The organism is Streptomyces sp. NPDC056835, from assembly GCF_042789485.1.
In the GTDB taxonomy this organism is placed as follows: domain Bacteria; phylum Actinomycetota; class Actinomycetes; order Streptomycetales; family Streptomycetaceae; genus Streptomyces.
In genome coordinates, this window is the sequence record NZ_JBHUBB010000046.1 from 1 (window position 1) to 12,631 (window position 12,631).

Genomic DNA, 12,631 nt, shown 5'->3' on the forward strand with positions numbered 1-12,631 from the left:
CCCGCAGCTCAGCCATCTGTTCAGAGGAAAGATCCATACCCGACTCAACGACCACGGACGCCTCAGGTTCCACAAACAGAATCACAAGACACTAGGCACTACGTTATGCAATCACCAAGTGACATGTGGCGACGGCCTGGAGACCCATCTTGAACGATCCCTACGAGACAACCGAGACGCACCTCGAGCGACTCCTGGGTCGGGCACTCAACTCCTTCGACCTGCCGGACGCATTGGTCGGGCAACTGAGCCATGCGCTGGCGCACGCCAGCTCGCTGTGCTCCGCGCACCACAGTGCGGGGCTGCACCGCGAGACGTACCGACACACGTATCTGCTCGTGGACGGCAGCGCGCTCAGTCTCTGGGAGCTGGTGCACAACACCGGCCGGGACGAGGCGCGTTCGCACGAGCTGTACGCGGAGGAGTCCGAGGCGCAGCTGGCCGCGGCCCGTCTCTGCCGCCCCGGCAGCCCCGAGGCGCCGCGGCTCTCCGGTGACGGGTCAGCGGGACCGGAAACGGTGCGCGATCCGGACGGGCCGCCCATGGACGATGTCGCGGCAGGTCTGCTCGCGGAGCTGGAGTCCGAGCGCACGGCCGAGATCGACGCGCATCTCGCCCTGCTCCGCGGTCTGCGCGCCATGCCGTCGACGCCGGTTCCACGGCACCGGATGTACTCGCCGGACAACTCCCCGGACCATGCCCGCCGGGTGCTGCGCCGGGCGGAGAACGCCGACCGGCCGGGCGAGGAGACCGCGCGGCTGCTGCGGACGGCATTCGCGCACCACATCACGCAGGTCTTCGGCAGACAGTGCCAGGTCGAGGGCAAGGACGCCGGGTTCATGCTCTACGAGCACGCGTTCCTGCTGATCGACGGCAGCGAGACGAGCCTGTGGGAGGTGGAGCACACGGCGACTCCGGACGGCCGTCATATGTGCGAGGTGTACGAGACGGAACACCTCGCGCGCGAGGCCATGGAGCTCCGCGCGCAGGTGCGATGACATGCGATGAGGACGAGGGCGGGACGGGGTGGGTCGTACGCCGTCAGTGGCGGACGGCGTACGACCACGAAGACCCGGCTCAGGCGGCCACCGGTACCTTGACGTCCGTCCCGGCTTCCCCGTCACCGGTGATGCCACCACCGGCGCTTCCGGCGTCCGCCGTGTGGTCCGGGCGGCCCGTCCTGCGGGCTCCCTTGAGCAGGATGACCAGCCCGGCGCTCACCGCCGTACCCACCGCGATCGCGATCAGGTAGAGGAACGGATTGCCGATCAGCGGGATCACGAAGATGCCGCCGTGCGGGGCCCGCAGCGTGCACTCGAAGAGCATCGACAGCCCGCCGGTGACCGCGCCGCCCGCCATCGCGGACGGGATCACCCGCAGCGGGTCGGCGGCCGCGAAGGGGATCGCGCCCTCGGTGATGAAGGAGGCGCCGAGCACCCAGGCCGCCTTGCCGTTCTCCCGTTCGGTACGGGTGAACAGCCTGCCGCGTACGGTCGTGGCCAGCGCCATGGCGAGCGGCGGGACCATGCCGGCGGCCATCACGGCGGCCATGACCTTGAGGCTGCCCTCGTTGGGGTTGGCGAGGCCGCCGACCGCGAAGGCGTACGCGACCTTGTTCAGCGGGCCGCCCAGGTCGAAGCACATCATCAGGCCGAGGATGACGCCGAGGATGATCGCGTTGGCGCCGGAGAGACCGGACAGCCAGTCGGTCAGCGCCTTTTGGAGTGAGGCGATGGGCTTCCCGACCACCAGGAACATCAGGAAGCCGACGACCGCGGAGGAGATCAGCGGGATCACGACGACCGGCATGATGCCGCGCAGCGGGGCGGGGACCCTCAGCTTCTGGATGGCCATCACCGTGCCACCGGCGATCAGACCGGCGGCCAGGCCGCCCAGGAAGCCCGCGTTGATGGTGAGGGCGATGGAGCCGCCGACGAAGCCGGGCACCAGACCGGGGCGGTCGGCCATCCCGTACGCGATATAGCCCGCGAGGACCGGCACCAGGAAGCTGAACGCCAGGCCGCCGACCTGGAACAGCAGGGCGGCCCAGCTGGTGTGGTCCGTCCAGATGAAGTGCTCGGCGACGGAAGGGGCCTTATTGATGGTGTAGCCGCCGATGGCGAAGCCGAGGGCGATGAGAAGCCCGCCCGCGGCCACGAACGGGACCATGTAACTCACGCCGGACATCAGCCACTTACGCAGCTTGGTGCCGTAGCCCTCGCCCGGTTCGCCCGCGTTGTCCACGGGTGAGGCGTGGTCGCTCGCCGTACCGGTGACCTCGCCGCGTTCCGCCTTGCCACGCACCTCGGCGATCAGTTCGGCGGGCCGGTTGATGCCCGCCTTGACGCCTACGTCGACGGTGGGCTTCCCGGCGAACCGCTCCTTCTCCCGTACCGGCACATCGTGCGCGAAGATCACGGCGTCGGCGGCGGCGATGACGGCGGGGGCGAGCCGATTGAACCCGGCGGATCCCTGCGGCTCGACGACCACCTCGACGCCCGCCTGCTGCCCGGCCTGTTCCAGCGCCTCGGCGGCCATATAGGTGTGGGCGATCCCGGTGGGGCAAGAGGTGACGGCGACGATCCGGAAGACGCGGTCGGCGGACGTCTCGGGCTCCTCGGCTGCCGGAGGCACGGCCGCGACCACGGGCTCCTCCCCGGCCGGGGGCTCCTCCGCTGCCGGGGGCTCCTCCGTCGGCGTTACCGGCGCGGCGGGCTCGGCAGAAGCGGCGGGCTCGGACCCCGGCTCGGGCTCGGGCCCCGGCTCGGGCCCGGACCCCGGCTCGGGCTCGGGCCGTGTGGCGTCCGCGCCGCGAATCAGCGACGCCGCCGCGGTCGCGTCCGTAGCCGTACGCAGCGCAGTCGTGAAGTCCTCGTTCATCAGGCGCCGCGCCAGGGCGGAGAGGATCGTCAGATGGGCGTCGTCGGCACCGGCCGGGGCCGCTATCAGGAAGATCAGATCCGCCGGACCGTCCGGCGCTCCGAAGTCGATGCCCCGTGCCGAGCGGCCGAAGGCCAGCGTGGGTTCGCTGACATGGGCACTGCGGCAGTGCGGGATACCGATACCGCCGTCGAGTCCGGTCGGCATCTGCGCCTCGCGCGCGGCCACATCGGCCAGGAAGCCGTCCAGGTCGGTAACCCGGCCCAGGGTCACCATCCGTTCGGCCAGCGAGCGGGCCGCGGCTTCCTTCGTCTCGGCGGCCAGGTCGAGGTCGACCAGGTCCGCGGTGATCATGTCGCTCATCGCGGGCTCCTTCGCTTGCTTATCGCGCGGGTCAGGTGAGTGGGGGAGGAGGCAGGAGAGGGGGAGGGAGAGGGAGGGCCGGCAGGAGGGGCAGCGGAAGGGGTGGCCGGGTGCCGGGCGGCGGGATGCCGGGTGGCAGGGGACGGACTCATGAGACAGGCTCCGTGAGAGGACGGTCCAGCGGGACGTCCGCGGTCACCGTGACCGCGGACGGGTCCAGGTCCGCGGGCGACGGCATCACGCTGCCCGGCAGCTGCACCGCCGCCGCGCCATGCGCGACGGCGGACGCGAGAGCGTCGGGGCCTTCGCCGCCCGCCGCCAGGAAGCCGGCCAGTGAGGCGTCGCCCGCACCGACATTACTGCGGACCGTGGCGACGGCGGCGGAGCCGAAGTACGTCCCCACGTCCGAGACCAGCAGCTGGCCGTCCGCGCCGAGGCTGGCGAGCACGGCCCCGGCGCCGTACGTCCGCAGTTCCTCCGCGGCCTTGACCGCGTCGCCCACCGTCGCCAGTGGGCGGCCGACGGCCTGGGCCAGCTCTTCGGCGTTCGGCTTGACGACGTCCGGCCGCTCCCGGAGCGCGGCCAGCAGCGAGGGCCCCGAGGTGTCGAGCGCGATCCTGGCCCCGGCGCGATGCGCGCGGGCGACCAGTTCGGCGTACCACTCCGGTGCGAGGCCGCGCGGCAGGCTGCCGCAGCAGGCGATCCAGGCGGCCGTGCCCGCGTGCGTACGGATCGTGGAGAGCAGCGACTCCGACTCGACGGCCGTCAGTTCGGGACCCGGCGCGTTGATCTTCGTCAGGGTGCCGTCCGGCTCGGCGAGCGCGATATTGGAACGGGTCGCGCCGACGACCGGAACCGGCGCGACCTCGATGCCCTGCCCCGCGAGCAGTTCGGCGACGAGTGCGCCGGGCGCACCACCGAGTGGCAGTACCGCGACCGTACGCCGGCCCGCGGCGGCGACGGCCCGCGAGACATTGACCCCCTTGCCACCGGGGTCCATGCGCTCGGCCGTGGCCCGCAGCACCTCGCCCCGGTCGAGGGCAGGGACCTCGTACGTACGGTCCAGGCTCGGGTTCGGGGTGACGGTGAGAATCATGCGGCGCTCTCCTGGACTCACGGCTGGACGCACCGCACTTCGGTCCCCGCGGCCTCTACCGCCGCGACGTCCGAGGGGCTCAGCCCGCTGTCGGTGATGAGCAGGTCGACATCGGCGAGAGCGCCGAAGCGCGCGAAGTGCTCCTGGCCGTGCTTGGCGGAATCGGCGAGCAGCACCACCCGCCGGGCGGCGCCGACGAGCGCCCGCTTGACCGCGGCTTCGGCGAGGTCCGGGGTAGTGAGACCGCCCTCCGGCGAGAACCCGTTCGTGCCGAGGAAGACGACATCGGCGCGGATCTCGCCGTACGCGCGCAGGGCCCAGGCGTCGACGGCGGCGCGCGTTCGGTGCCGCACCCTGCCCCCGACCAGATGGAGATCGATGCCCGGGTGATCGGCCAGGCGGGCGGCGACGGGCAGCGCGTGGGTGACGACGGTGAGCCCGCACTCCAGCGGCAGCGCCGCCGCGAGCCGCGCCACGGTCGAACCGGCGTCCAGGATCACGCTGCCGTCCTCCGGCAGCTCGGCGAGCGCCGCGTGCGCGATACGGTCCTTCTCATCGGCGGCGGTGGACTCGCGCTCCGCGAGATCGGGCTCGAAGTCGAGCCGCCCGGCCGGTATGGCCCCACCATGCACACGCCGTACGAGCCCGGCCCTGTCCAGGGCCTTGAGATCACGCCGTACGGTCTCCGCTGTGACCTGGAACTCCTCGGCGAGCGACAGCACATCGACGCGGCCGCCCTCGCGTGCGAGGCGCAGGATCTCCTGCTGACGCTCCGGTGCGTACATGTGGTTTTACGTCCGTTCCGTGCCCGAACCTGTGGTTTCGGCGACACGCTACGCCCAGATTTCCAGAAAGTAAACAGATCCGGGCACGGTACGGACAGAGTCGGGCGCCCCCCGACAGAGTCAGGCGTCAGGCGTCAGCCGTTCTCGGCGGCGGCGCTCTCGCCGTAGTCGACGGCTCCCTCGCCGCCCTCATTCCCGACGGACCCGTCGCCGACCGACCCGTCCCCGGCCGACCCGTCCCCGGCCGACCCGTCCCCGGCCGACCCGTCGCCGACCGACCCGTCGCCGATCTGTGCGCCCGCCGCGGCCAGCGCGGTGGTCACCGGCTGGAAGAACGTCTCGCCGCCGACGGTGCAGTCCCCGCTGCCACCGGAGGTCAGACCGATGGCGCTGCCGTCCGCGGTGAAGAGGGGGCCGCCGCTGTCGCCGGGCTCCGCGCAGACGTCGGTCTGGATCAGGCCGGTGACCGTACCCTCCGCGTAGTTGACGGTGGCGTCGAGGCCGGTGACCGAGCCGTCGTTCAGCCCTGTGGTGCTGCCCATACGGATCACCGCCTGGCCCACCGTGGCCTCGGCGGCTCCGGTGATCTCCACGATCTGTCCGTCACCCGTGTCGACCGCACTCGGGGCCTGGGTGGTGGCGTCGTCGTAACCGACGAACGCGAAGTCGCCGTCGCCCGGGAAGGTCGCCTGCTGCACGGTGCCCACCGGCGCCCCGCCCGCGGCGTCCGACCACTCGGCGGCGGCGACTCCGCAGTGGCCGGCGGTGAGGAAGCCGGGCGCGCCGTTCCCGTCGATGACGTTGAAGCCGAGCGAGCAGCGCGCGCCGCCGCCGAAGATGGCGTCACCGCCCGCGGCCACGGTCTTGAACTCGCCGGCGGACTTCTTGATACGAGCCGTGTCCGCGCCCAACGACTCGACCGTGGACTCGATCCGGTTCCACTCGTCGCCGGTGACGGTGCGGTCCGCCGTGACCTGGATCTGGTTGGTCTTCGGATCGACGGCCCACGCGGTACCCGGAATGGTGGCCTCGCGCCGCAATGTCGTTGCGGCGGACTCCAGTTGGGCCGTGCTGTTCTTGACGCTCCGCACCACGGCTCCCGCCCTGGCGACTTCGGCACGCATATCGTTGTCGTCGCCGACGACATTGACGGTGACCTGCCGCTTGTCCTTGTCGTAGTAGGCACCGGCGAAGGCCGGACCCAGCCGCGCGGCCATCCGCGAGGCGAGGTCCCCCGCGGATAAGGCGCTCAGCGTCTTGGGCGCGGGGGCCGGAGACGGGTTGGATTCGCTCTGCGAGGCATTGGCCTGGGGCAGCAGAATCGCGGCGGCAACCACGGCGGCGGCGCCTCCCCCGGCGAGGACGATCTTCCGCTTGGGTATGCGTTTGTGGCTCAACTCGTGACCTCCTGTGGGGACGGAGTCCGCTCGTCGGCAGCAGACGAAACGCGTTACGCGCTATGGGCCTTGATACGCGGGAGGTCTGAGTTGCGTTCAGCTCGGCGGTACGCGAACCAACGACAACGACGGAGACCCGCACCCTGACGCCTGTCTGGTGCGAGTCTCCGTATGCGCATGGCTGTTACGTCCGAGCGGCCTCCACAGCCGGCTCCTCCACAGCCGGCTCCTCCACAGTCGGCTCCTCCGCGGCCGACTCCTCCGCGACCGGCTCCTCCACCTGCTGCTTCGGCCGCGCCGGCAGCGCGAACATCACCCCGAAGATCGCCACGAGCACCGCGACCACCCACCAGAGCGCGTGCTGGAATCCGTCCACGAAGGCCATGCCGACCGCCAAAGGGTCGCCGGCCGAGGCTCCCACGACGCGGTCGTCGACCACCCCGAAGAACACCACCGACACCAGCCCGAGCCCCAGCGCGCTGCCCATCTGCTGCGTCGTGTTGATCAGACCGGACGCCGAGCCCGCGTGCTCACGCGGCACCCCGGACAGCACCGCGTCCGTCAGCGGCGCGACGATCAGGCCCATACCGAGCCCCATCACCGTCAGCGGCAGCGCCATCTGCCAGGCGTGGATCTCCATTCCGTACCGCCCGGCTTCCCAGATGTAGAGCAGCAGCCCCGCGGCCATCGTCAGCGCGCCGGTCTGGAGCACCTTCCGGCCGAAGCGCGGCACCAGCTTCTGTACGGACAGCCCCGCCGCCACCGAGACCGCGAGCGAGAACGGCACGCCCGTGAGCCCCGCCCGCAGCGGGCTCCAGCCGAGACCGATCTGCATATAGAGCGTCCAGACCAGGAAGAAGATGCCCAGAGCGACCCCGAAGGTCAGCTGCACGGCGATACCCGCGGCGAAGCTCTTCACCTTGAACAGCGACAGCTCGACGAGCGGCGAACCGTCCTTGCGCGTCTTCCTCTTCTCGTACGCCACGAAGCCCGCGAACACCAGCACGCTGCCCGCCATGCACAGATGGCCCCACAGCGGCCAGCCCAGCTCGCGCCCGCGCGTGAGCGGGTAGATCAGCATCAGCAGCGCGGCGATCACCAGCACCACGCCGACCAGGTCGAGCCGGAGCGCCTTGGGTGCCTTGGACTCGATGATGAACTTCCGGCCGAGCAGTACGCCCGCGATCCCGACCGGCAGATTGATCAGAAAGATCGGCCGCCACTCCAGCCCGGCGATGTTCCACTGCGTCAGCAGCGCGCCGAGCAGCGGTCCCGAGACGGCGCCGAGGCCGACGATCGCGCCGAACATCCCGAAGACCTTGCCGCGTTCGTGCGCGGGGAAGGTGACATGGATGATCGCGAGCACCTGCGGCACCATCATCGCCGCCATCGCGCCCTGGAGCAGCCGTGAGCCGGCCAGCATCTCCGGGCTCGCGGCGAAGCCGCAGAGCGCGGAGGCGATCGTGAAGCCGGTGATACCGATCAGGAAGAGCCGCTTGCGGCCGTATATGTCACCGAGCCGACCGCCTGTGATCAGCCCGGCGGCGAAGGCGAGGGCATATCCGGCGGTGATCCACTGGATGGCCCCGAATGAGGCGCCCAGGTCCCGTTCGATGCTCGGGATGGCGATATTGACGATCGTGACGTCGACCAGGTCCATGAACGCGGCGGTCATGACGACGGCGAGGGCCAGCCAGCGACGACGGTCGCCCCTGCCCGAAGCGCCGGGACCGGACTCGGACTCGGCACCGGCACCGGCACTGGCGTCGGCACCGGAGGTGGACGCCTTGTCCAGAACAGCCACAGACGTTGAGGCAGAAAGAGAAGGAGGCGCGGAAGGCGAGGAAGAGGCGGGCGAAGAACTCATGCGGAAGAAGCTAGGGACCATCTAGGCCAGAACATGTCCTAGAGAGCGCGCACCATGGATGCCATGACCGACACCCCGGCACGGCTCCTCAGTCTGCTCTCCCTCCTCCAGACTCCACGCGAGTGGCCGGGCAGCGAGCTGGCCGAGCGGCTCGCCGTCAGCCCGCGCACCATCCGCCGCGACATCGACCGGCTGCGCGCCCTCGGCTACCCCGTCGAAGCCACCATGGGCACGGCGGGCGGCTACCGGCTGGTCGCCGGCACCGCCATGCCGCCGCTGCTCCTGGACGACGAGGAGGCCGTCGCCATCGCCGTCGGGCTGCGCGCCGGCGCGGGGCACGCCATCGAGGGCGTCGAGGAGGCCTCCGTACGGGCGCTCGCCAAGCTGGAGCAGGTGCTGCCCTCCCGACTGCGCCGCCGCGTCTCCACACTCCAGGCCGCGACGATCCCCCTCACCCAGGGCGACGGCGCCACCATCGATCCGCGCACTCTGACGGTGATGGCCTCAGCGGTCACCGCCACCGAGCGGCTGCGGTTCGGCTACCGCTCGGGCGACGGTACGGAGACGAAACGGCAGGTCGAGCCGTACCGTCTCGTCTCCACCGGCCGGCGCTGGTATCTGGTGGCGTACGACCTCGGGCGCGAGGACTGGCGTACGTTCCGGGTCGACCGGGTCAGCGAGCCCTTCGCCACCGGCGCGCGGTTCCACCAGCGCGAGCTGCCCGCCGGGGACGCGGCGAAGTTCCTGAGCCGGTCGATGTCCCGGATGCAGCCGCAAATGGAGGTGGATGTGAGCTTCCGGGCGCCCGCGCGGTTCGTGGCGGCGCGGCTCCCCGCCCGTCTCGGCGTGCCCGAACCCACCGGCCCGGACTCCTGCCGGCTGCGCACCTCGGTGAACGACTCGCTGGAGTGGCTGGCGCTGCGACTGGCGCTGCTGGACTGCGAGTTCACGGCGCACCGGCCGGACCGGCTGGCGGACTACCTGCGGGAACTGGGGGCGAGGCTCACCCGGGCGGCCGTCCCGGAAGCGGCATCGTAGGCGCCTCTCCCACGAAGGCGCCTCGCCCACGGAGGCGCCCGCCTCTTCCACGAAGGGGCACATCCCGGAAACCCGGAGGGGCACCCTGGACAGACTGGACAGAGGTGAGCCCCGGCACCTGGGGGGGGTTGGTGCCGGGGCTCGTTCTCGGGGGCCGACGGATCGGCCCGTACGTACCGCTCGGAGAGACAGTACGAGTAAAGGCGACACTACGGCCACAGAGCGGCGACGTCACGCCGCCGCGTCGAAACCTGTGTCGCGAGCCATCTTTTTCAGCTCCATCAGCGCGTGCTTCTCGATCTGCCGTATCCGCTCGCGAGTCAGGCCGTGCTGCTTGCCGACCTCGGTGAGCGTCCGCTCGCGGCCGTCCTCGATGCCGTACCGCATCTTGATGATCGAGGCCGTGCGCTGGTCGAGCTTGCCGATCAGATCCTCCAGCTCCTCACTGCGGAGCAGTGTCAGCACGGACTGCTCGGGCGATACCGCGGAGGTGTCCTCAAGCAGATCACCGAACTGCGTGTCCCCGTCGTCGTCCACCGACATGTTCAGACTGACCGGGTCGCGCGCCCAGTCCAGTACGTCGTTGATCCGCGCCGGGTTCGACCCCAGCTCCGCGGCGACCTCTTCGGGCTCCGGATCCCGTCCGTTCTCGCGGTTGAACTCCCGCTGGACGCGTCGGATCCTGCCCAGCTCCTCCACCAGATGCACCGGCAGCCGGATCGTCCGCGACTGGTCCGCTATGGAACGCGTGATGGCCTGGCGGATCCACCACGTCGCGTACGTGGAGAACTTGAAGCCCTTGGCGTAGTCGAATTTCTCCACGGCGCGCACCAGGCCGGCATTGCCCTCCTGGATCAGGTCCAGCAGGGGCAGACCGCTGCGCGGGTAGCGCCGCGCCACGGCGACCACCAGGCGGAGGTTCGAGCGGATGAAGATGTCCTTCGCACGCTCGCCCGCGGCGACCAGCGCCTCAAGCTCTTCGCGCGAAGCGCCATCCGCCTCGCTCCTCACCTCTCCGTCGAGGATCTGCCGGGCGTAGACTCCTGCCTCGATGGTCTGGGACAGCTCGACTTCCTTTGCGGCGTCGAGCAGCGGCGTACGCGCGATCTCGTCGAGGTACATGCCGACCAGGTCGCGGTCGGCGATCTCCCCGCCTACAGCGCGAACACCGCTTGCCGCTTTCGTCCCGCCAGAGGCGGTACGACGGGCGACGGCACGGGTTGCCATGCGAGCTCCCTTACTGAACTGAGTAGGTCGCGACACCCTCCCGGGTACCCTGCATCCGAAGGAAACAACGACTGGAATCCGGACAGAATTCCCATGCCGTACATGGATTTTGTGATCATGCAGTACCCTGTGACGCCGCGAGGAGTCGGCCGGTGCTGCGGGGAGGTCCAGAAGCGCAGGTCAGGGCGGGGGCGCGGGCCGGGAGCCGGTCGTCCCGTATCCCCGTAGCCGTCCCTGTAACCCCACATTCCTGAAGACGGCTCGGGCCCGTCTTTGGTTGCTCAGCCCGTACCCCGCCGGTGCCTGTCGCCGGCCCGTCGGCTCCTCAGCCCCTCAGCCCGTGAGCCCGTGAGCCCGTGAGCCCGTGAGTACGTGAGTACGTGAGTACGTGAGCAGGTGAGCACGTGAGCGACGCCTGCTCGTCAGCCGAACTGCACCGACCTCTTCGCCAGGCCCATCCAGAAACCGTCGATCACGCTCCGGCAGCTCTCCAGCTCCCCCTCCGACGCCCCCAGCGTCACGAAGAGCGGCGCGAAGTGTTCAGTACGGGGGTGGGCCAGGCGGCCGGCCGGGGCCTTGTGCTCGAAGTCGAGCAGAGCATCGACATCCCGCGCCCGCAGCGCCCTCGTACCCCAGTCGTCGAACTCCGCCGACCAGCCGGGCACCCCGCCGCCCGTGTGCCGCAGCGCGGCCAGGTTGTGGGTGAAGAAGCCGCTGCCGACGATCAGTACGCCCTCGTCCCTCAGCGGCGCCAGCTTGCGCCCGATCTCCAGCAACTTCCGCGGGTCGAGCGTGGGCATGGAGACCTGGAGCACCGGAATGTCAGCCTCCGGGAACATCTCCCTCAGGGGCACATACGCGCCATGATCGAGCCCGCGGTCCGGCACGTCCTGTACCGGCGTCCCGGCGCCGCGCAGCAGCTTCCGTACGGAGTCGGCCAGCTCGGGCGCCCCCGGCGCCGCGTACCGCACCGTGTAGTAGTGCTCCGGAAAGCCCCAGAAGTCGTACACCAGCGGCACGGTCTCGGTCGCGCCGAGCGCGAGCGGGGCCTCTTCCCAGTGCGCGGAGACCATCAGGATCGCCTTGGGGCGGGGCAGTGTCGTGGACCAGGCGGCCAGTTCGCCGGGCCAGACCGGGTCATCGGCCAGTGGCGGGGCTCCATGGGAGAGGTAGAGGGCGGGCATGCGCTCCGCGACGGCGTTCATGACTACTCCCAGTCGGTCGGTCGATCCATCTACCTGCCTACTGACTACCTGAGCATCCGAAATCACTTGAACCCTCAAGCATTCAATTCCTCACTACCCTAACCAGACCTAGTTTAACTTTCAAGAATGGGTAGAGTGGAACACATGACCACGGCATCCACCGGCAGCGGCGCCGGTACGGGCGGGGAGCCTCGCTGGCTCAGCGACGAGGAGCAGCGCGTCTGGCAGGCGTATCTCCAGGCCACCACGCTGCTGGAGGACCATCTCGACCGCCAGCTCCAGCGCGACGCCGGGATGCCGCACATCTACTACGCCCTGCTCGTGCATCTCGCGCGCGCTCCCCGGCGCCGGATGCGGATGACCCAGCTGGCCAAGGACGCCAAAATAACCAGGTCACGGCTGTCGCACGCGATCGCGCGGCTGGAGCAGCACGGCTGGGTGCGGCGCGAGGACTGTCCTTCCGACAAGCGCGGGCAGAACGCGTTCCTGACGGACCAGGGAAACGATGTCCTGGAGAAGTCGGCGCCGGGCCATGTCGCCGCCGTACGGCAGGCGATCTTCGACCGGCTCAGCCCCGAGCAGGTCGGGCAGCTCGGCGAGATCATGCGCGTGATGGCGGAAGGGCTCCAGCCGGAGGGTACGGGCGCGGATCTGCCCTGGCGCCGCTGACGTACGACGTTCTGCCGCTGACGTACGACGTTCTGCCGCTGACGTACGACGTTCTACGGACACGGAGCTGTCCACGGAGCTGTCCACGGAACCGCCCTTGACGC

General features: G+C 70.2%; 10 protein-coding genes. 3 read left to right on the top strand and 7 right to left on the bottom strand.

Annotated features, from left to right (window positions below; translation table 11 throughout):
• The first annotated feature begins 149 nt into the window (after positions 1 to 149).
• Positions 150 to 998, top strand: coding sequence for a DUF6227 family protein (locus ACFRMN_RS34975; protein ID WP_383027614.1), 849 nt, complete (start codon positions 150 to 152; stop codon positions 996 to 998).
• Between the two features lie 79 nt (positions 999 to 1,077).
• On the opposite strand, the gene ACFRMN_RS34980 is transcribed toward ACFRMN_RS34975, so the two are convergent.
• The 5 genes from ACFRMN_RS34980 to ACFRMN_RS35000 all read right to left on the bottom strand — a co-directional run bounded on the left by ACFRMN_RS34980 (position 1,078) and on the right by ACFRMN_RS35000 (position 8,196).
• Positions 1,078 to 3,243, bottom strand: a complete 2,166-nt coding sequence (locus ACFRMN_RS34980; RefSeq protein WP_383027617.1) for a fructose-specific PTS transporter subunit EIIC — start codon at positions 3,241 to 3,243, stop codon at positions 1,078 to 1,080.
• Positions 3,244 to 3,391: 148 nt separating this feature from the next.
• Positions 3,392 to 4,339 carry a 1-phosphofructokinase gene (gene pfkB, locus ACFRMN_RS34985; protein WP_383027620.1) on the bottom strand — a complete coding sequence of 316 codons (948 nt, stop codon included), beginning with the start codon at positions 4,337 to 4,339 and terminating at the stop codon, positions 3,392 to 3,394.
• A gap of 17 nt (positions 4,340 to 4,356) precedes the next feature.
• Entirely contained in the window at positions 4,357 to 5,124 is a 768-nt protein-coding gene (locus tag ACFRMN_RS34990; protein WP_383027623.1) for a DeoR/GlpR family DNA-binding transcription regulator, read from the bottom strand.
• A gap of 134 nt (positions 5,125 to 5,258) precedes the next feature.
• Positions 5,259 to 6,521 carry a S1 family peptidase gene (locus ACFRMN_RS34995; RefSeq protein ID WP_383027625.1) on the bottom strand — a complete coding sequence of 421 codons (1,263 nt, stop codon included), beginning with the start codon at positions 6,519 to 6,521 and terminating at the stop codon, positions 5,259 to 5,261.
• Positions 6,522 to 6,705: 184 nt separating this feature from the next.
• Positions 6,706 to 8,196 carry an MFS transporter gene (locus tag ACFRMN_RS35000; RefSeq protein ID WP_383027729.1) on the bottom strand — a complete coding sequence of 497 codons (1,491 nt, stop codon included), beginning with the start codon at positions 8,194 to 8,196 and terminating at the stop codon, positions 6,706 to 6,708.
• Between the two features lie 255 nt (positions 8,197 to 8,451).
• Here ACFRMN_RS35000 and ACFRMN_RS35005 point away from each other — a divergent pair, with 255 nt between their 5' ends.
• Positions 8,452 to 9,426, top strand: a complete 975-nt coding sequence (locus tag ACFRMN_RS35005; protein ID WP_383027628.1) for a helix-turn-helix transcriptional regulator — start codon at positions 8,452 to 8,454, stop codon at positions 9,424 to 9,426.
• Positions 9,427 to 9,657: 231 nt separating this feature from the next.
• Here the strand turns inward: ACFRMN_RS35005 and ACFRMN_RS35010 are convergent, their stop codons facing one another.
• A complete protein-coding gene (locus ACFRMN_RS35010) occupies positions 9,658 to 10,653 on the bottom strand; it encodes an RNA polymerase sigma factor RpoD/SigA (RefSeq protein ID WP_383027630.1) in 996 nt (331 codons plus the stop codon).
• Between the two features lie 422 nt (positions 10,654 to 11,075).
• The gene (locus ACFRMN_RS35015) at positions 11,076 to 11,858 is read right to left on the bottom strand and encodes a dioxygenase (RefSeq protein WP_383027633.1); all 783 of its coding nucleotides are present in this window, start codon (positions 11,856 to 11,858) and stop codon (positions 11,076 to 11,078) included.
• A gap of 135 nt (positions 11,859 to 11,993) precedes the next feature.
• Here ACFRMN_RS35015 and ACFRMN_RS35020 point away from each other — a divergent pair, with 135 nt between their 5' ends.
• A complete protein-coding gene (locus tag ACFRMN_RS35020) occupies positions 11,994 to 12,527 on the top strand; it encodes a MarR family winged helix-turn-helix transcriptional regulator (protein WP_383027731.1) in 534 nt (177 codons plus the stop codon).
• The last annotated feature ends 104 nt before the right edge of the window (positions 12,528 to 12,631 follow it).

What these genes read in the sequence shown, in the direction of transcription:
- ACFRMN_RS34980 (WP_383027617.1), bottom strand. Translation starts at nt 3,243, where the DNA reads ATGAGCGACATGATCACCGCGGACCTGGTCGACCTCGACCTGGCCGCC.
- pfkB (WP_383027620.1), bottom strand. Translation starts at nt 4,339, where the DNA reads ATGATTCTCACCGTCACCCCGAACCCGAGCCTGGACCGTACGTACGAG.
- ACFRMN_RS34990 (WP_383027623.1), bottom strand. Translation starts at nt 5,124, where the DNA reads ATGTACGCACCGGAGCGTCAGCAGGAGATCCTGCGCCTCGCACGCGAG.
- ACFRMN_RS35000 (WP_383027729.1), bottom strand. Translation starts at nt 8,196, where the DNA reads ATGACCGCCGCGTTCATGGACCTGGTCGACGTCACGATCGTCAATATC.
- ACFRMN_RS35005 (WP_383027628.1), top strand. Translation starts at nt 8,452, where the DNA reads ATGACCGACACCCCGGCACGGCTCCTCAGTCTGCTCTCCCTCCTCCAG.
- ACFRMN_RS35010 (WP_383027630.1), bottom strand. Translation starts at nt 10,653, where the DNA reads ATGGCAACCCGTGCCGTCGCCCGTCGTACCGCCTCTGGCGGGACGAAA.
- ACFRMN_RS35015 (WP_383027633.1), bottom strand. Translation starts at nt 11,858, where the DNA reads ATGAACGCCGTCGCGGAGCGCATGCCCGCCCTCTACCTCTCCCATGGA.